The 17,158-nt window shown below is 71.8% G+C and carries 18 protein-coding genes; 7 read left to right on the top strand and 11 right to left on the bottom strand.

Annotated features, from left to right (window positions below; all coding sequences use genetic code 11):
- Positions 1 to 200 precede the first annotated feature (200 nt).
- The 4 genes from asnB to BAY60_RS12345 all read left to right on the top strand — a co-directional run bounded on the left by asnB (position 201) and on the right by BAY60_RS12345 (position 4,514).
- Entirely contained in the window at positions 201 to 2,042 is a 1,842-nt protein-coding gene (asnB, locus tag BAY60_RS12360; RefSeq protein ID WP_112281094.1) for an asparagine synthase (glutamine-hydrolyzing), read from the top strand.
- 85 nt (positions 2,043 to 2,127) lie between these two features.
- Complete coding sequence (locus tag BAY60_RS12355) at positions 2,128 to 2,415, top strand: hypothetical protein (RefSeq protein ID WP_112281093.1); 288 nt, start codon at positions 2,128 to 2,130, stop codon at positions 2,413 to 2,415.
- 205 nt (positions 2,416 to 2,620) lie between these two features.
- A complete protein-coding gene (locus BAY60_RS12350; protein WP_112282334.1) occupies positions 2,621 to 3,889 on the top strand; it encodes an ROK family protein in 1,269 nt (422 codons plus the stop codon).
- Positions 3,890 to 3,989: 100 nt separating this feature from the next.
- A complete protein-coding gene (locus BAY60_RS12345) occupies positions 3,990 to 4,514 on the top strand; it encodes a YflT domain-containing protein (protein WP_112281092.1) in 525 nt (174 codons plus the stop codon).
- Positions 4,515 to 4,628: 114 nt separating this feature from the next.
- Here BAY60_RS12345 and mutM read toward each other — a convergent pair whose 3' ends face one another.
- The 8 genes from mutM to rsmD form a co-directional block, all read right to left on the bottom strand.
- The gene (gene mutM, locus BAY60_RS12340) at positions 4,629 to 5,501 is read right to left on the bottom strand and encodes a bifunctional DNA-formamidopyrimidine glycosylase/DNA-(apurinic or apyrimidinic site) lyase (RefSeq protein ID WP_112281091.1); all 873 of its coding nucleotides are present in this window, start codon (positions 5,499 to 5,501) and stop codon (positions 4,629 to 4,631) included.
- A gap of 18 nt (positions 5,502 to 5,519) precedes the next feature.
- Positions 5,520 to 6,284 carry a ribonuclease III gene (gene rnc, locus BAY60_RS12335; RefSeq protein WP_112281090.1) on the bottom strand — a complete coding sequence of 255 codons (765 nt, stop codon included), beginning with the start codon at positions 6,282 to 6,284 and terminating at the stop codon, positions 5,520 to 5,522.
- Between the two features lie 11 nt (positions 6,285 to 6,295).
- The gene (gene rpmF, locus BAY60_RS12330; RefSeq protein WP_112281089.1) at positions 6,296 to 6,478 is read right to left on the bottom strand and encodes a 50S ribosomal protein L32; all 183 of its coding nucleotides are present in this window, start codon (positions 6,476 to 6,478) and stop codon (positions 6,296 to 6,298) included.
- An 81-nt stretch (positions 6,479 to 6,559) separates the two neighbouring features.
- On the bottom strand, positions 6,560 to 7,162 hold the full coding sequence (locus BAY60_RS12325) for a YceD family protein (RefSeq protein WP_112281088.1): 603 nt from the start codon (positions 7,160 to 7,162) through the stop codon (positions 6,560 to 6,562).
- Positions 7,163 to 7,275: 113 nt separating this feature from the next.
- Positions 7,276 to 8,001: a flotillin family protein gene (locus BAY60_RS12320; RefSeq protein ID WP_112282333.1), complete on the bottom strand. Its 726-nt coding sequence runs from the start codon at positions 7,999 to 8,001 to the stop codon at positions 7,276 to 7,278.
- Between the two features lie 113 nt (positions 8,002 to 8,114).
- Positions 8,115 to 8,513: a guanyl-specific ribonuclease gene (locus BAY60_RS12315; RefSeq protein ID WP_112281087.1), complete on the bottom strand. Its 399-nt coding sequence runs from the start codon at positions 8,511 to 8,513 to the stop codon at positions 8,115 to 8,117.
- A gap of 49 nt (positions 8,514 to 8,562) precedes the next feature.
- Positions 8,563 to 9,045 carry a pantetheine-phosphate adenylyltransferase gene (gene coaD, locus BAY60_RS12310; RefSeq protein WP_112281086.1) on the bottom strand — a complete coding sequence of 161 codons (483 nt, stop codon included), beginning with the start codon at positions 9,043 to 9,045 and terminating at the stop codon, positions 8,563 to 8,565.
- 28 nt (positions 9,046 to 9,073) lie between these two features.
- Positions 9,074 to 9,640, bottom strand: coding sequence for a 16S rRNA (guanine(966)-N(2))-methyltransferase RsmD (gene rsmD / locus BAY60_RS12305; RefSeq protein ID WP_211330311.1), 567 nt, complete (start codon positions 9,638 to 9,640; stop codon positions 9,074 to 9,076).
- A 113-nt stretch (positions 9,641 to 9,753) separates the two neighbouring features.
- Here rsmD and BAY60_RS12300 point away from each other — a divergent pair, with 113 nt between their 5' ends.
- From BAY60_RS12300 to BAY60_RS12290, 3 genes are read left to right on the top strand one after another with little or no spacing between them, the layout of a single operon-like run.
- The gene (locus BAY60_RS12300) at positions 9,754 to 11,880 is read left to right on the top strand and encodes a HelD family protein (RefSeq protein WP_112281085.1); all 2,127 of its coding nucleotides are present in this window, start codon (positions 9,754 to 9,756) and stop codon (positions 11,878 to 11,880) included.
- Positions 11,881 to 11,924: 44 nt separating this feature from the next.
- Entirely contained in the window at positions 11,925 to 12,959 is a 1,035-nt protein-coding gene (locus BAY60_RS12295; RefSeq protein ID WP_211330310.1) for an LLM class flavin-dependent oxidoreductase, read from the top strand.
- Positions 12,960 to 12,998: 39 nt separating this feature from the next.
- The gene (locus BAY60_RS12290) at positions 12,999 to 13,712 is read left to right on the top strand and encodes a SagB family peptide dehydrogenase (protein WP_112281084.1); all 714 of its coding nucleotides are present in this window, start codon (positions 12,999 to 13,001) and stop codon (positions 13,710 to 13,712) included.
- Between the two features lie 121 nt (positions 13,713 to 13,833).
- Here BAY60_RS12290 and BAY60_RS12285 read toward each other — a convergent pair whose 3' ends face one another.
- The 3 genes from BAY60_RS12285 to BAY60_RS12270 all read right to left on the bottom strand — a co-directional run bounded on the left by BAY60_RS12285 (position 13,834) and on the right by BAY60_RS12270 (position 17,081).
- Positions 13,834 to 14,814, bottom strand: a complete 981-nt coding sequence (locus BAY60_RS12285) for a hypothetical protein (protein WP_112281083.1) — start codon at positions 14,812 to 14,814, stop codon at positions 13,834 to 13,836.
- A 47-nt stretch (positions 14,815 to 14,861) separates the two neighbouring features.
- Positions 14,862 to 16,352 (bottom strand): DUF6801 domain-containing protein, encoded by a 1,491-nt coding sequence (locus BAY60_RS12280; RefSeq protein ID WP_146771003.1) that lies wholly within the window; start codon positions 16,350 to 16,352, stop codon positions 14,862 to 14,864.
- Positions 16,353 to 16,424: 72 nt separating this feature from the next.
- Positions 16,425 to 17,081, bottom strand: coding sequence for a hypothetical protein (locus tag BAY60_RS12270; RefSeq protein ID WP_146771002.1), 657 nt, complete (start codon positions 17,079 to 17,081; stop codon positions 16,425 to 16,427).
- Positions 17,082 to 17,158: the final 77 nt, after the last annotated feature.

Here is a 17,158-nt window from a genome sequence, read left to right as displayed (position 1 = left end):
CGCCGGAACCGAGCGAGCCTGACGGCTCCTTGACGCGGGCGCGGCGAGTGTTGACGGGTCCTTGACGCCCGGTGAGACCGGCCACAGTGGTCAGCAGCTCTGGACGTAGCGCCCAGATCGGGCAGACAGCCTCCGCACCGGCTTGTTACAACAGGATTACGCATAGTTGCTATAGCTAAGCAATTCGGGAGGTTGTGCGGATGTGCGGCATCACCGGCTGGGTCTCCTACGAGACCGACCTGCGCGGGCAACGGCACACGGTGGACCAGATGACGGCGACGATGGCGTGCCGCGGCCCGGACGACGAGGGGGTGTGGCTCGCCGAGCACGCGGCGCTGGGCCACCGCAGGCTCGCGATCATCGACCTGCCCGGCGGCTCGCAGCCGATGAGCGTGCGCACACCCGGCGGTCCGGTCGCGCTGGTCTACAGCGGGGAGACCTACAACTTCGCCGAGCTCCGCGACGAGCTGCGCGCCCGGGGACACGTGTTCGGCACCGGCAGCGACACCGAGGTGGTCCTGCGCGGCTACCTGGAGTGGGGTGCGGCCGTGGCCGAGCGGTTGAACGGGATGTACGCGTTCGCGATCTGGGACTCGCGCACGGAGTCGCTGGTGATGGTCCGCGACCGCATGGGCATCAAGCCGTTCTACTACTACCCGACCCGGGACGGCGTGCTGTTCGGCTCCGAGCCCAAGGCGATCCTGGCCCACCCGCTGGCGGAGCGCGTCGTCGACGTCGAAGGCCTGCGCGAGCTCGTGGCGTTCACCAAGGCGCCCGGCTGGGCGCTGTGGCGCGGCATGGCCGAGGTGGAGCCCGGCACCGTCGTCACCGTCGACTCCGCGGGCATCCGCACGCGCACCTACTGGAGCCTGCGGGCCGCACCGCACACCGACGGCCAGGACGACACCGTCGAGCGCGTGCGGGAGCTGCTCACCGACGTCGTGCACCGGCAACTGGTGGCGGACGTGCCGCGCTGTGTGCTGCTCTCCGGAGGGCTGGACTCCAGCGCCATCACCGGGCTCGCGGCGGCACGGCTGCGCGAGGAGGGTGAACGGCTGCGCACGTTCGCCGTGGACTTCACCGGCCAGGAGAAGAACTTCCGGCCCGACGAGCTGCGCGACACCCCCGACTCGCCGTTCATCCGCGACGTCGCCGGGCTCGTCGGCTCGGCACACCGGGACGTCGTGCTCGACTCGCGCGCGCTGAGCGACCCCGAGGTCCGCAGGGCGGTGATCCGGGCCCGCGACATCCCGGCCGGGCTCGGCGACCTGGATGCCTCGCTGTACCTGCTGTTCCGGGCCATCCGGGCGGAGTCGACGGTCGCCCTGTCCGGCGAGTCGGCCGACGAGGTGTTCGGCGGCTACCGCTGGTTCCACGACGAGGACGTGCGCCGGGCACGGACGTTTCCCTGGCTGGCCTTCCGCAGCAGCCTCACCACCGACCTCGCGGCGCACCTGCGTCCCGACGTCGTGGACACCCTGGACCTGCCCGGCTACGTGGCCGGCCAGTACGCCGACGCCGTCGCGCGGGTCGAGCACCTCGACGGCGAGAGCGAGCCCGAGCGCCGGATGCGCACGATCTGCCACCTGCACCTGACGCGGTTCGTGCGGATGCTGCTCGACCGCAAGGACCGCATGTCGATGGCCGTCGGCCTGGAGGTGCGGGTGCCGTTCTGCGACCACCGGCTGGTGGAGTACGTCTACAACGCGCCGTGGGCGCTGAAGACCTTCGACGACAGGGAGAAGAGCCTGCTGCGGCACGCGACGTCGCACGTGCTGCCGCGGTCGGTGGTGGAGCGGGTGAAGAGCCCGTACCCCTCGACGCAGGACCCGCACTACGCCGCCGCGCTGCAGCAGCAGGCCAAGGACGTGCTGGCCGAGCCGGACAGCCCGGTGTTCACGCTGGTGGACCGGACCTGGCTGGAACGCGCCGTGGAACAGGACGCCGCGGCCATGCCCGACGACGTGCGCCACCGCGTGGACCGGGTGCTCGACCTGTACCACTGGTTCGACCTGTACCGGCCGGACATCCGCCTGCCGTGATCGCGGTCACTCTGAGTAGTTCTTGATGAAATTTCTACGGCTCATCGGGTGTCGCGCGCACCGGTCGTGACGTGTACTGGCACGCGTGAACCCGAGCCCGGTGGCGGCGATGCCGCGCGACGCGCAGATCCGGCTGGTGAGCGAGCACGGAACCAGTTCGTGGGTGCTGAGCATCCGCGATGGCGACGGATCCTGGCGGCAGCAGGACACCATGCCCGCGAGCCCGCGCACCGGCACCCTCCGGGACCTGGTGGAGCACGACCGGGTGCCGCAGTGGGTGGCCGGCGCGCTCGGCGTGCTCAAGGTGTGCCTGCGCCTGGCCGAGACCTCGCCCCTGCCCGTGTGGCGGGTCGCCGCCCAGCAGGTCAAGTAGCACCCTCCCCGGCCGTGCCGGCCGTCCATGGCGCCGTGTTGGCCCTCGGCGTCACCGAGTTGGCCCACCATGTGGTCACCAGCCGTTGACGCTGTGCGCGCTGAGTACGCATTCGGCACACAATCAGTGGGCTAATGTTCGATACGTACAGAAGTTTTACGGTTTCCGGTATATGATGGCGGCCACCGCACATAAGGGGGTCTCCGTGGAGGAGCCGAGCACCGAGCTGCTGGAGAGCTACGCCAGGCTTCTCGACCTCGTGCGCACCGGCGAGGCCGACACCCGGCCTGCGCTGAGCCACCGCACCGGGCTGGGGCGCACCGCCATCACGCAGCGCACCACCACCCTGCTGGACGCGGGCCTGCTGGAGGAGGGCGAGCTCAACCCGTCCACGGGGGGCAGGCAGGCGCGCACGCTGCGGTTCCGCAAGGACGCCGGGCGCATCCTCACCGCCGAACTGGGCGCCACGGGCTTCATCGCGGGGGTGACCGACCTGACGGGCACCGTGCTCACCATGCGGCACTGCGACTGCGACATCGCGCTCGGCCCGGAGCCCGTGCTCTCGGAGGTGGAGTCGACCCTCGACGACCTGCTCGCCGAGGTCGGCGCGACGCCTGCCGACGTGTGGGGCGTCGGGCTGGGGCTGCCCGGTCCCGTGGAGTTCGCCACGGCACGTCCGTCCGAGCCGCCGATCATGCCGGGCTGGAACAACTACCCGGTCCGCGATCGGCTGTCCGCCCGTTACAACACGCCCGTCTGGGTGGACAACGAGGTGAACCTGCTGTGCCTCGGCGAGTTGCGCACGCCTGGGCTGGCCAAAGGGGACCTGCTCTACATCAAGATCGGCACGGGCATCGGTGCCGGCATCAGCAACGCGGGCCGGCTGCACCGGGGCGCCCAGGGATGCGCCGGTGACATCGGGCACGCGGCGGTGTCCGACGACAGCACCGTGGTGTGCCGCTGCGGCAAGACCGGCTGCCTGGAAGCGGTGGCCGGGGGTGCCGCGCTGGCCAGGGACGGCGAGGAGCTGGCGCGGTCGGGCCGCAGCCCCGCGCTGGCCGCCGCCCTGGCCGAGAAGGGGACGATCACCGGCGCGGACGTGACGGCGGCCGCCCGCGCCGGTGACCACCATTCCGTCCAGCTGCTCGTGGAGGCGGGCCGGCGTATCGGCGCCATGCTCGCCACGATGGTGAACTTCTACAACCCCTCGATCATTCTGCTCGGCGGCAAGGTCTCCGGCGCGGGTGACCTGTTCCTCGCCACCATCCGCGAGACGATCTATCGCCGCTCGCTGCCGCTGTCCACGCGGGAGCTGCGCATCGAACGCGCCCGCCTCGGCGAGGAGGGCGGCCTCGTCGGCGCGGCGTACATGGTGCTCGACGAGCTGTTCTCCGTGCGCCACTTCGGACAGTGGCTGCCCGCGGGCTCGCCCACCGGCATGCCCCACATGCACACCGCCAACGGTCACGGCTGAGAACTGCCTGTGAATACCGCCCCGCGGGCACAGAACGGGCCCCGCCGGGCGTTGAACAGGGTGACAACCACACAGGTATCGCCCATGAGGTGAGAGCACGATGACCACAGCCTTTTCCCAGACCGCGTTCACCAAGGCTCCGAGGACGCCGCAGCTGCCGACGATGCCCACGGGCTGGCCGATCGGTTCCTACGACAGCTACGAGGACGCGCAGCGTGCCGTGGATCACCTCGCCGACAACGACTTCCCCGTGCAGGACGTGACGATCGTCGGCGTGGACCCACTGCTCGTGGAGCGGGTGAGCGCACGGCTGACGTGGGGCAAGGTGCTCGGCAGCGGGGCCATGTCGGGGGCCTGGTTCGGTCTGTTCGTCGGCCTGCTGCTCAGCCTGTTCACGCCCGGCGCCGGGCTGCTGCCGATCGTGATCGGCCTTGTCTCCGGTGTGCTGTTCGGTGTCGCGTTCGCCGCGATGGGCTACGCCGCCACGCGCGGGCGCCGTGACTTCGTCTCGCACAGCCAGCTCGTGGCGCGCCGCTACGACGTGCTGTGCCAGCCGCGCAACGCCGAGGCCGGACGCGACCTGCTCGGCAAGCTGGCGATGAGCGGCTCCGCGGCACGGATGTAGCCGCCCGCCCGCCGCCGCAAGCTCCCCAATGCGGCATTGGTAGCGCTCAACTTCCCCAATGTGGCATTCGTGGCGTTCAACGCCACGAATGCCACATTGGGGAGCTGTGTGCGCTCAGGGGGTGCGGCGGCGGGGTCTCGGCTTCGGCTGGCAGCTCGGGCAGGAGAACGACGAACGGTTCATGAACGGATCCCGGCGGATGGCGGTGCCGCACCGCCCGCACGGCCTGCCTTCCCGGCCGTAGGCGTTGAGCGACCGGTCGAAGTAGCCGGACTGCCCGTTGACGTTGACGTAGAGCGTGTCGAAGGACGTGCCCCCCGCGAGCAGCGCCTCCCCCATCACCTCGCTCGCCGCTCCGAGCACGGCCTCGGCCTGCCGGGCCGTGAGCCGGTCGGTGGGCCGGGCCCAGTGCAGGCGCGAGCGCCACAGGGCCTCATCGGCGTAGATGTTGCCGACGCCGGACACCAGCGTCTGATCCAGCAGCGCACGCTTGACCTCGGTCCTGCGCCTGCGCAGCGCGCTCACCGTGCGGGCGGGGTCGAACAACGGGTCCATCGGGTCGCGGGCGATGTGCGCGATCGTGGCGGGAACCGGCGTCCCGTCGGCCTCCACCAGCTCCGACAGGGCGAGCCCGCCGAAGGTGCGCTGGTCGACGAACCGCAGTTCGGGGCCGCCGTCGGCGAACCGGAGCCGCACCCTCAGGTGCTTCTCGTCGGGCGCCTCGCCGGGCTGGACGAGCATCTGGCCGCTCATGCCGAGATGAGCGAGCATGGCCTCGCCGTCGGCGAGATCCAGCCACAGGTACTTGCCGCGGCGCCGGGCCGCCTCGATCTTCACGCCGCCGAGGCGGCCCGCGAAGTCGGCGGGACCCTCGACATGCCTGCGAATGGCACGGGGATGAAGGATGTCAACGGAGGCGATCACCCGGCCCGCAACATGCCGTTCCAGTCCGGCACGGACGACCTCGACCTCGGGAAGCTCGGGCACCGTCCCAGCGTAGTCGGCTCAGACGCCGGTGGTACCCGGCCCTTCCGCGGCGTCCGGGCCGGGCTTCAGCTCCTCGGACAGCGCCCGCCAGGCCGACTCGGCGGCCTTCTGCTCGGCTTCCTTCTTCGTCGTGCCCTCGCCGTGCCCCAGGTCACGGCCGCCGACGAACACGATGGCGCTGAACTCCTTGCGGTGGTCGGGACCGGTGTCCTCCACCTTGTACTCGGGCACGCCAAGACCGGCCGAGGCGGTGAGCTCCTGCAGGCTGGTCTTCCAGTCGAGCCCGGCCCCGCGCAGCGGCGCCTCGGCGAGCAGCTGGTCGAACAGCCGGTGCACGAGGTCGCGCGCGGTCTCGATGCCGTGGGCGAGATAGGTCGCGCCGATCACGGCTTCGAGGCCGTCGGCGAGGATGCTCGCCTTGTCCCTGCCCCCGGTGAGCTCCTCACCCTTGCCGAGCAGCAGGTGAGCGCCCAGTCCGCCCTCGCCGAGCCCGCGTGCCACCCCGGCCAGCGCGTGCATGTTGACGACGCTGGCCCTCAGCTTGGCGAGCTGGCCCTCGGGCAGCTCGGGATGCCTGCGGTAGAGGTGGTCGGTCACCACCAGGCCGAGCACCGCGTCCCCCAGGAACTCCAGTCGCTCGTTGGGTGGCAGGCCGCCGTTCTCGTACGCGTAGGAACGGTGCGTCAGCGCAAGCGTCAGCAGCTCGGGGTCGAAATCGACACCGAGCGCCTCGAGCAGTGGTGCGGGATCAGCGGCCGGGCCTGTTGGTGACTTACCCCCCATAGCCGACAGCCTCAGGCGGGCTCGACAACCTGACGGCCGGCGTACTGGCCGCAGGCCGGGCACGCGACGTGCTGCGGCTTGAGCTCACGGCACGCGCGGTTGGGGCAGGCGACCAGTTGCACCGGCGTCGCCTTCCACTGGGCGCGGCGCGAGCGGGTGTTGGAACGCGACATCTTCCGCTTCGGGACGGCCACGACAGGTTCTCCTCATCAAGGTCTGCTCGCGGGCGCGAGCGTGCTGGCGAATCTGGGTCGAGCTGATGCCCGCCAGGCTGCTTACCGGTCCGAGCCGTTCGCCGGAGTGTCGCCGGAGGTCTCCTCCAGGCGCTCGACCAGCGCGGCCCACCGAGGGTCTATCGTCTCATGCCCGTGTCCGGGCTCGAGATCGGCCCACTTCACGCCGCATCCGGAGCACAGTCCCGCGCAGTCCTCGCTGCACAGCGGCACGAGCGGGAGCGCGAGCACGAGCGCGTCGCGGACCACGGGCTCGAGGTCGATCCAGTCGTCGACGACCCGGCTGACCTCGTCCTCCTCGGTGGTCTCGTCGGTGGTCGAGTCCGGGAAGGCGAACAGTTCGGTCAGGTCGACCTCGACGGTGCCGGTGATCGGCTCGAGGCAGCGCGAGCACTGGCCGGTGGTCGGCGCGGAGGCCGAGCCGGTGACCAGCACACCCTCCACCACCGACTCCAGCAGGAGGTCGAGCGTGATCCGCGCGCCCTCGGGCACGGTGATCACGTCGGGCACGCCGAGTGGCGTGTCCACGGGAACGTCCCGCCGCACGGTGTGGCTGGAGCCGGGGCGGCGGCCCACCTCGTGGGTGTCGATCAGCCACGGGTTGCGCGCGTCGCGGCGCGCCGGGCTGGAGCTGGTTTCAGGCATCGGATTTCTTGACGATCGTGGTCAGGGGCGGCGGAGCGGACCGGGGGCGCAGGAGCACCTGCGCGACCGTGACGGCACCCGCCTCTCGGACCAGGGTACGCGAGGCGGGCGGCTCAGTGGGCCTGGTAGTCGTACACCACGCCGCGGCCGCCGCCGACGTGCGCCGACCCCCGCAGATGGTTGCGGCCGGAGTCGACGGTGCGCAGCGTCGTGGACAGCAGCTCGGAGAACTCGGCCAGCTTGCCGTCGACGTAGGCGTCGCACTCGGCGCGCTGCCGGTCGGCCTCGGCGTGGGCCTCGTCGACGATGCGGGCCGCCTCACCGTGGGCGGCCTGCACGACCTCCGTCTGCGCGACCAGCCGGGCCTGCTCGTGCCTGCCCTCCTCGACCGCCCGGTCGTAGGCGTCGCGGCCCGCCTGGATCATCCGTTCGGACTCGGCCCTGGCCCGCTCGGTGAGATCGCGGTACTCGGCCTGGCCCGCGGCCACGGCACGGTCGGCCTCGGCGTTGGCGTCGGCGACCAGCTGCTCGGCGCGGGCCCTCGCCTCCTCGATCAGGCGCTCCGCCTCGGCGGTTGCCTCCGCGATGGTCTGCTCGGCCTGCGTGTTCGCCGAGCTGATGGCCTTGTCCGCCTCCGAGCGCGCCGTGGAGATGATCTCGTCGCGCTTGTCGAGCACGTCCTGGGCGTCGTCGACCTCGCCCGGCAGCGCGTCGCGAATGTCGTCGAGCAGCTCAAGGGCATCGCCGCGCGGCACCACGCAGCTGGAGGTCATCGGGACGCCCCGCGCCTCTTCCACGATCGTGACGAGCTCGTCGAGAGCCTCGAACACCCGGTACACGGCCAACTCCCTCGCGCCATCGATCCCCATGGGCAGGTCTCCAGTCTGCCCGCTCCGGGCACGATTGGCGCGAAGGAGCGCCGCGCTGGCGTGTCAGGGCATGTCAGGGCCCGTCAGGACACGTCGACCAGGTCGAAGCTGGCGTAGTGGTCGTCGGTGTAGAAGTACTCGTCACCGTCTCCGGTGACGATCCGCCGCGCGCCCCGGTCGTCGCTGCCCGGCGTCTCGACGGTGTACTCGTGGTAGTAGCCCCGCTCGCAGTCGGGCAGCAGGCCCTCGCGGTTCTCGAAGACCGTGCCGTCCTGCGGGTACGGGTACGGCCCTCCGGACCGGATCAGCTCGTAGGTGTCGGTGGCCTCCGGCGGCAGGTCGGCCAGTGCGACCCGGTCGAAGCCGGACGTGTCGCCGCACTCGGCCCGAGCCACCGGCGCGGCGAACGCCGTCGGCCCGCCGAGCAGCGCGGCGAGGATGGCCACCACCAGCACGACAACACGAGATCGGTAGTTGGTCATTCACGAACCGTAGCCCGATCACGTGATGGTCAGGTGGCGGAAACGTGAACTACTCGGAGCGGGCGAGCTTCTCGGCGAGCCGCTTGTGCACCACGTCGGGCACCATCTGCGTCACGTCACCGCCGTAGGTCGCGACCTCCTTGACCAGCGAGCTGGACAGGTAGCTGTACGCCGGGTTGTTGGCCATCAGCAGCGTCTCGACGCCGGAGAGCTCGCGGTTCATCTGCGCCATCTGCAGCTCGTAGTCGAAGTCGCTCACCGAGCGCAGGCCCTTCGCGATGGCCTTGATGCCGTTGGCCCTGCAGTAGTCGACGAGCAGCCCGTGCCAGGAGTCCACGCGCACGTTGGGCAGCTTCGCGGTGGTCTCCCGCAGCATGTCCATCCGCTCGTCGATGGAGAACAGGCCCTGCTTCTTCTTGTTGACCAGGACGGCAACCACGACCTCGTCGAAGAGCTCCGCGGCCCTGACGATGATGTCGAGATGTCCGTTGGTCGCCGGGTCGTAGGAACCGGGACAAACCGCTCGCCGCATGCGGCGGACGCTACCAAGACAGGCCCGGTCACGCGCGAGGTGTGACGCAGTACTCGGCCCAGAACAGCCCGGTGTCGCCGTAGCGGCGGACCCGCAGCGGCCGCAGCCCGTCCGGCCACGGCGGCTCGCCGTCACGCATCGCCCGCTCCAGGACCACGAGCGCGCCCTCGGCCAGCCAGCCGCCCCCGGCCAGCGCGGCGAGCACGCCGGCCAGGGCGTCCTCGCCCAGCCCGTACGGCGGGTCGGCCAGCACCAGGTCGAACGGCTCACCGGGCGGGCCCGCCAGCACCGCCTCGGCCCTGCCGGGCCGCACCGTGCCCCCGAGCCCGAGCGCGGCCACGTTGCCGCGCAGCACCTCCACGGCACGCCGGTCGGACTCCACGAACACCGCGTCCGCCGCTCCGCGCGACAGCGCCTCCAGGCCCAGGGCCCCCGAGCCCGCGAACAGGTCGAGGACGCGGGCACCGGCCAGCTCCCCCGCGACGTCGAGCGCGTTGAACAACGCCTCGCGCACCCGCTCGGAGGTCGGCCGGGTGCCGCGCGGCGGGACCTTCAGCCTGCGCCCGCCTGCCCGTCCGGCCACGATCCTGGTCACCCGCGCATCCTCCCAGCCGATGTGAATCCGGGCGGCACATGGTGATGCCGTGCCCGCGAGCGCGTATTGTCGTTCTTCCCCTTCCCCGGCGATTGAGCTGCGAGGAGCGCTGAGTGTCGGAACCTCGGGTCAGACGGGCCGAGATCGCCATCGAACAGTCCCACGTGGACCGGGTGTACGCCCGGCTCGCGGAGCTTCGTACCCAGGCCGAGGCCATGCGGACGAAGGGCTACGAGATCGGCCACGGCGCGCAGCGCGAAGCCGTGTTCGAGCAGGCGTCGATGCTGTTCGAGCGCGACATGATGGTCTACCACGCCAACCAGACGTTGCAGACGCTCGACGCCGAGTACGAGGGGCTGGTGTTCGGCAGGCTCGACCACGCCGGCTCGGAGACCGTCTACGTCGGCAGGCTCGGCATCCGCGACGCGGAGTTCGAGAACCTCGTCACCGACTGGCGCGCACCGGCCGCGGCCGCGTTCTACCAGGCCACGGCCGAGGAGCCGATGGGCGTCGTGCGGCGCAGGGTCATCCGCTGCTCGGGCCCCACGGTGCTCGACGTCGACGACGACGTGCTCATGCCGGACGCCGTGCCCGACGACATGAACGTCGTCGGTGAGGGCGCGCTGATGGCCGCGCTGGGCCGTGCGCGCGGGCACCAGATGCGCGACATCGTCGCCACGATCCAGAAGGAACAGGACGAGGTGATCCGGGCGCCGTGGCGGGGCGTGACAGAGATCACCGGCGGGCCCGGCACCGGCAAGACGGCCGTCGCCCTGCACCGGGCCGCGTACCTGCTCTACCGCCATCGCCGCCAGCTCGGCGGCGCCGGTGTCCTCGTGATCGGGCCGTCCGGCGTGTTCACCAACTACATCTCGCGGGTGCTGCCGTCGATGGGTGAGACGAACGTCGAGCTGCGCGCCCTCGGCGAGGTGCTCGACGGTCTCGCCGCCACCCGGCACGATCCCGCGCCGCTGGCCGCGGTCAAGGGCTCGCTGCGGATGCGCAAGGTGCTCGCCAAGGCGCTGCGCGACACCCCGCCGGACGCACCGCACGAGATGCGCATCGTCTACAAGGGCGAGGTGCTCAAGCTCGGCGTCAAGGAGCTGGAGCGGGTGCGGCGCAAGGTGCACTCGCAGGGCGGGCCGCCGAACCGGTCGCGGGTCAGGGCGGCGGAGACGCTGCTGGAGGCGCTGGCCGACAAGGCCGAGCAGTACGCGCAGGCCGACGGGCGCACCCTCGACCGCGCCGAGCTGATCACCGAGCTGGGCGAGCGCATCGACTTCCACCGCTTCCTGGTGGTGTGGTGGCCGATCCTGTACCCGGCGCAGGTGCTGCGCTGGCTGGGTGACGAGCGCAGGCTCGCCAAGGCGGCCAGGAACGTGCTCAGTCCGGCGGAGGTCTCGATGCTGGCGGCGTCGGTGGCCGACCGCACCCAGGACTGGTCGGTGGCCGACGTCGCGCTGCTCGACGAGCTGCGGGTGCTGCTCGGCCCGCCGCCGAAGCGGCGAAGGCGGCAGCGGATCGAGCTGGACGCCGAGCAGGCCCGCGACTCCCGCACCACCGGCGCGCGGAACCGGCCCGAGCACTACGACGAGTACTCGCACATCGTGGTGGACGAGTCGCAGGACCTCTCCCCCATGCAGTGGCGGATGGTCGGCAGGCGCGGCAAGTACGCGAGCTGGACGGTCGTCGGCGACCCCGTGCAGAGTTCGTGGCCGGACCCGGCGGAGGCGGCGCAGGCGCGCGACCACGCGTTCGGCGCGAGCACCGCGCGCAGGCGCTACACGCTGCGCACCAACTACCGGAACTCGGCGGAGATCTTCGAGCTGGCCGCGCGGGTCGTCGCCGGGCACGCCGCCGACCCGGGCGAGCTGCCCAACGCCGTCCGGCAGACGGACCTGCCGCCGCAGCTGCGGTCGATCGAGCCCGCCACGGCCGAGCCCGCGGTGCAGTCGGCGGCGAAGGAGCTGCTGGGCGCCGTCGACGGCACGGTCGGCGTGATCTGCGCCATGGACCGGGTTCCCGAGGTGGAGCGCTGGCTTGCCGAGCAGGCCGACGAGCGGCTGAAGGTCGTGGGCAGTCTCGACGCCAAGGGCCTGGAGTACGACGCGGTGGTGCTGCTCGAACCGACCGAGCTCGTCACCGAGTCGCTCACCGGGCGGCGCGTGCTGTACGTGGCGCTGACCAGGGCGACGCAGCAGCTCATCGTGCTGGCCTCCGATGAGGACTGGCTGGACTGAGCGGGACGGGATTACCGGCCGCCACGCCCGCGTTGACGCTGACCGTGAGCTCACTGCGCGACATCCCTCTCTCCGTGCTCGACCTCTCGCCCGTGCTCAGCGGATCGGACGCGGCGACAGCGCTGCGCAACACGCTGGACCTCGCCCGGCACGCCGAGCGGCTCGGCTACCACCGGTACTGGCTTGCCGAGCACCACAACATGCCGGGCATCGCCAGCTCCGCGACCGCCGTGCTGATCGGGCACGTCGCCGACGTCACCGAGCGGATGCGCGTCGGCTCGGGCGGGGTGATGCTGCCCAACCACGCGCCGCTCGTCGTCGCCGAGCAGTTCGGCACGCTGGAGGCGCTGCATCCGGGCCGGATCGACCTCGGCATCGGCCGCGCGCCGGGCACCGACCAGCGCACCGCGTACGCCCTGCGCGGGCCCTCGGGGCTCTCGGCCGAGGACTTCCCCCAGCGGCTGGCCGAGCTCGTCGCCTACTTCGAGCACGACGACGAGCGGCCGGTGAACGCGGTGACGGCGGAGGGCAACAAGCCGCCGGTGTGGCTCCTCGGCTCCAGCGGCTTCAGCGCGCAGCTGGCCGGGATGCTGGGGCTTCCGTTCTCGTTCGCGCACCACTTCAGCGCCGAGAACACCTTGCCCGCGGTGCAGCTCTACCGGGACTCGTTCCGCCCTTCGGCCGTGCTGGCGGAGCCGTACGTGATGCTCGGCGCGGCCGTGACGTGCGCCGAGACCGACGAGCAGGCGCGCTGGATCGCGGGGCCGGCCGGGCTGACCTTCCTCAGCCTGCGCAAGGGCAGGCCCATCCCGCTGCCGACGCCGCAGGAGGCCGCCGACTACCCGTACACCGACATCGACAGGGCGTTCATCGACGACCGCATGGCCAGCAGCATCGTGGGCTCGCCGGAGACGGTCCGCAGAGGACTCGACGCGCTGCTGGCCGACACCGATGCCGACGAGATCATGATCACCACCATGGTCCACGACCACGAGGACCGCAAACGTTCTTACGAACTCGTCGCCGACCTCGTGAAGGAGGAACGGCATTCACCGGAACGGGTTACGATGCGCCCGTGACCTGCCGGGAACGTTCGGGCTGAGGCGGAGGTGGCGCACATGAGCGGCCGGGAGACCACCGAGCGCGCCCTTGCGGTGCACCGGCTGCTGAACTCGCAGCGCCCGCCGCCCGCCCGGGTGCTGGGCAACGGGCGCAGGCGCCTGCCGCTGCCCGACGTGCACCCGCCCCGGGCCGATCTGGTGGCCACGCTGGCCCGCAGGCGCTCGGCCTACGCCTACGCCGAGCGGGATCTGGAGCTGACGGCCTTGAGCGCGCTGCTGCGCTTCTCGGTGGGTGTGCAGCGCTTCGTGCCCGCGTTCGGCGTCGCCGACTACCCGCTGGGCATGGCGCCCACCGCGGGTGGCCTCGACCTGCTGCGCACCTACGTCGTCGTCCGGCGCGCCGAGCAGCTCGTGCCGGGGGTGTACCGCTACGAGCCCGCGACGCACGAGCTGGCGGAGCTGGGCGACACCGATCCGGTGCCCGCGCTGGAGAAGGTCTACCTGCAGCCGGAGTTCGTGCCGAGGGCGGCGGTGTCGCTGGCGCTGACCGTGCGCCTGGACGTGGCCTTCGACAAGTACCCGCTGCGGCACTACCGCACGGTGCACGTCGACTCCGGCGTCGCCGTGCAGAACCTCTACCTGGTGGCCACGGCGCTCGGGCTGGCGGGCTGCGCGGTGTCCGGTTTCGACGACGCCGCGCTCGGCGACCTGCTCGGCCTCCCGGAGCCGGAGATCCCGACGATGCTCTTCGCCGTCGGCCACGCCGAGTAACCCGTGAAGGCGGAGTACCCAGACGCCGCGGCACGCTCCCCAATGCGGCATTGGTAGCGCTGGGCGCTACGAATGCCGCATTGGTGGCGTTGAGCGCTACGAATGTGGCATTGGGGAGCTTTCAGCGGACCACGGCGGCGTGCCAGCGTTGCGCCAGCTGGCGACCCTGGTCGGGGGTGAACTGGTTCGGGGTGTAGAAGCCGCCCACGGCCGTCTCGGTGCGCTCCAGCACGAAGCTGTTGCTGCCCGCGGGCGAGGGCAGGCCCAGCTGCGCGTTGACGGCCCAGTCGAGCGCACCGAACAGTCCGCAGCCGTTCGCCTCGGGCACGGAGAACGTCTCGTCGCCCTGGTCCGTTCCGGACAGTGCCAGGTAACCCATCTCGCCTGCAGGATCGAGCGTGCCGTCGGCGGCGAAGCGCACCACCGACGCGCTCGGCGCGCCGAGGTTGCGGGGCCGCAGCACGATCGGATCCCGCGCCGAGCCGAGGTAGCAGTTGCCGCCGAGCAACGGGTTGTCCAGCCGGATGCGCACCGGCAGCGCCACGATGGGCCTGCCCGCCACGAGCCCGGCCACGTAGTCGAACCCGGCGGGCGGACCGACCGACTCGACGGTCGCGGTGACGGCGTTGAGCGGGCTGCCCGCCACCCGCTCGCACAGCGACGTCAGCACCGGGATGTCGCTCGGGCACATGAGGTTGAGCAGGCCGCCGGGCACCGGCACCGGCTCGGCGACCAGCGCGCCACCGGAGGGCGCGACCGTGGCGGAACCGGCTCCGGAGCGCAGGACGCCGAACTGCAGGCTCGTCCTGCCCGCGGGGACCGTCTTCTCGCCGATGGTCATCGACCCGCTGCTCGCCGCTGCCGACAGGCACAGCGCCGAGGTGGCGGCGCCGTCGGCGGCGAGCATCGCCGGATCGTCGACGGGGCAGCGGTTCAGCGGCGCCCACGCTCCGCGCAACTCCGGTACGGCGGAGGCCTGCGGTGCGGGCGGCGGCTCCTGCGCGGCGGCGGGAACGGCCGTCACGACCGTGGCGGTCACGGCCGGCACGGCGACGGCGGCGGCGAGGAGCGCTCGGCGGAAACGGGATCTGGTCGCGGGCATGGGCATGGTTCTCCTCTGGGACGGCGCCGCCGCGGTGTCCGGGTAGCTCAGCGGCGGGGTTCGGGGACTTCCGGCGGGCAGTAGGTGGCACCGCCCACCTCGGGGCAGGGCCTGCCCTGGGTGACCTTCACGTCGTTGTCCGGGCCCGAGATCGTGCCGGTCAGCAGCGGGTCGAGATCCTCCGTCGCGCCGCATCCGGAGAACGGCGGGATGTCGACGGAGCCGCTGAGCACGCCACCGAAGGGCACGGTGTACTCGTCGGGGTTCTGCGGGATGGTGTTGGCCGAGCCCCCGGCCAGCACCACGTCGATCGGCTCGGCGCTCCGGCAGTCGTCGCCGACGTCGAGCGGGACGCCGTTGACGCGCACGTCCGACAGCTCCAGCCACATCCGGGCCTGCGCGGTGACCTTCACCGGGAACTTGTCGGGCGTGCCCCGCGGGTAGTCGTGCCGCTCGGTGACGCTGTCGATCACCAGGTACGGCTCGGCCAGCCGCAGCCGCACCTTGCCCGACACCGGCACGAAGCCGAACGTCAGCATCGACGTGCCCGCCGCGGGAAAGTCCATCGTGGCGCGACTGCGGACGAAGATCGCGTACGTGCAGACGAACTCCTCGCTCACCGTGTCGCAGGGCCGGATCTCGCCCGCGGCGGCCTCGTTGAGCAGGATCTGCGCGAACCCGGGCTCCGGCACGCCGAGGCGCACGGCCGCGCCGAGCTTGGTGACGTTGGCGTAGCCGGTCACGTAGGCGCACATGAGACTGGGGTTGGGCAGGTCGGTGGGAAAGTCGAAGCAGCCGGGTGGTGCTTCTCCGGGGGCGAGCGGATCCGCCTGCGCGCGGCGGTCCCGACTCGCGGGCGGGGTGTCGATCACGTTCCCGTCATCCGCGCCGTCACCGGGCTCAACGCTGGTGGGCCCCTCCGTTGCGGGCGGGGTGCTGCCGGGCTGTCCGCCCGCGACCGGGACGACAGCGAGCGTGCGGTCCGCGTCCGGCGCGGGCGCGCACGGCACGGTCCACGGCTCGGCCGCGGCCCCGTCGGCGGCGTAGGGCACCACCTCGACGACGAGCGCGGCGGCGGAGAAGGTGACCTCACCGCGGTCGTGCACGGTCACCGGCGGCACGTCGCCCGCGGCGGACAGCACGACGGCACCGGCCGCGGGTACGGGTGTCGGCGGCACGCCGAGCCCGGCCCAGGCCGACTCCGCCGCGTTCCCGTTCTGCGTGACCGCGACGGTCAGCCCCGCCGTCGCGGTGAGCGTGGCCGGGGCAGGCTCGGGCAACGCCTGCTCCGGCACGGTCAGCGTCACCGCGACGGCACCGGGCTGGATGGGCTCGCCCGCGTGCGCCTCGCCGGGGAAGGTGGCGCTGATCCCCACCGGCACGGTCACCTCTCCGGAGGGGAACTGGCAGGTGTAGACCAGTTCCGTCGCCGCCTGACGCCCCGAGGCCACGCCGGTGCCCGCGACGCCGCTGAGGGCGATCGCACCTGCGGTGGCGGCGGCCGCGAGCATGCGGCCCCGGCGGGTGAGGGCAACCATGACCGACCTTTCGGCTGGGGTTGCCGGCGGTCACCGGGCCCGCGGGGCCGGGCGCGGTGACCGCCGGGCGCGTTACGGGCTGCTGATGGTGATCGGCGTGGCCGGGCTGGTGAGCTGGTAGTCACCCTCGTAGGTCAGCTCGTCGCCCGGGTTGACGAACCCGAGGCAGCCGCTGATGTTGACCGGCTCCAGCGGGGCGACGCCCGAGGGCAGCGCCACGTCCGGGGTCACGGTGAGCACGCCGGTGTTGTTGTCGTAGCGGCCCGGGGCGTTGCCGATGACGTCGAACTCGCAGCCGAGCATCGAGACGTGCACGTTGACCGGTCCAACGTAGCCGGTGGAGACGCCGGTGGCGGCGTCGAACGACTCGATCGTCAGGTCGTACGGCTGCTCCGAGGGCGTCGCGGTGACGGCACCCAGCGGACCCGCGCAGTTGTTGAAGCTGACGTTGAGGTCGCCGACGTCGGCGGGCGCGGTGTGCGACCCGCTCGGGATGGTGCCGGTCGAGTCGGAGGCGTTGACGCCGCCCGCCGTCTCGCACTCGAAGCTGATACCGCTCGTGGCGTCGGCCAGCGAGACGAGGTCGGCATGCGCGGTGATGGAGCCGTCGGCGTTGGCGTTGCTGACCGTGATGGCCTGCGCGGCGAACGCGCTGGGAGCGGCGGCGATGACGAGTGCGGCACCCATGGCGATGCCGGCGACGGCAACGCCGGCTGGACGTTTACGCATGAATTCGTTCCTCCATTGTTTCGGCAGAGTCGTCTCCGGAGGCGAAAAAGGCAGCAATCGGCCGATATAATGGCGCA

The organism is Prauserella muralis, assembly GCF_003202285.1.
In the GTDB taxonomy this organism is placed as follows: domain Bacteria; phylum Actinomycetota; class Actinomycetes; order Mycobacteriales; family Pseudonocardiaceae; genus Prauserella_B; species Prauserella_B muralis.
The sequence above is the reverse complement of the archived record's forward strand: the minus strand, read 5'-3'. Positions and strand labels throughout refer to the sequence as shown.

Coding starts and splice junctions, on each gene's coding strand:
- asnB (WP_112281094.1), top strand. CDS start 201: ATGTGCGGCATCACCGGCTGGGTCTCCTACGAGACCGACCTGCGCGGG.
- BAY60_RS12345 (WP_112281092.1), top strand. CDS start 3,990: ATGACCACAGCCTTTTCCCAGACCGCGTTCACCAAGGCTCCGAGGACG.
- rnc (WP_112281090.1), bottom strand. CDS start 6,284: ATGGGGGGTAAGTCACCAACAGGCCCGGCCGCTGATCCCGCACCACTG.
- BAY60_RS12325 (WP_112281088.1), bottom strand. CDS start 7,162: ATGCCTGAAACCAGCTCCAGCCCGGCGCGCCGCGACGCGCGCAACCCG.
- BAY60_RS12315 (WP_112281087.1), bottom strand. CDS start 8,513: ATGACCAACTACCGATCTCGTGTTGTCGTGCTGGTGGTGGCCATCCTC.
- coaD (WP_112281086.1), bottom strand. CDS start 9,045: ATGCGGCGAGCGGTTTGTCCCGGTTCCTACGACCCGGCGACCAACGGA.
- BAY60_RS12290 (WP_112281084.1), top strand. CDS start 12,999: ATGAGCGGCCGGGAGACCACCGAGCGCGCCCTTGCGGTGCACCGGCTG.
- BAY60_RS12285 (WP_112281083.1), bottom strand. CDS start 14,814: ATGCCCGCGACCAGATCCCGTTTCCGCCGAGCGCTCCTCGCCGCCGCC.
- BAY60_RS12280 (WP_146771003.1), bottom strand. CDS start 16,352: ATGGTTGCCCTCACCCGCCGGGGCCGCATGCTCGCGGCCGCCGCCACC.
- BAY60_RS12270 (WP_146771002.1), bottom strand. CDS start 17,081: ATGCGTAAACGTCCAGCCGGCGTTGCCGTCGCCGGCATCGCCATGGGT.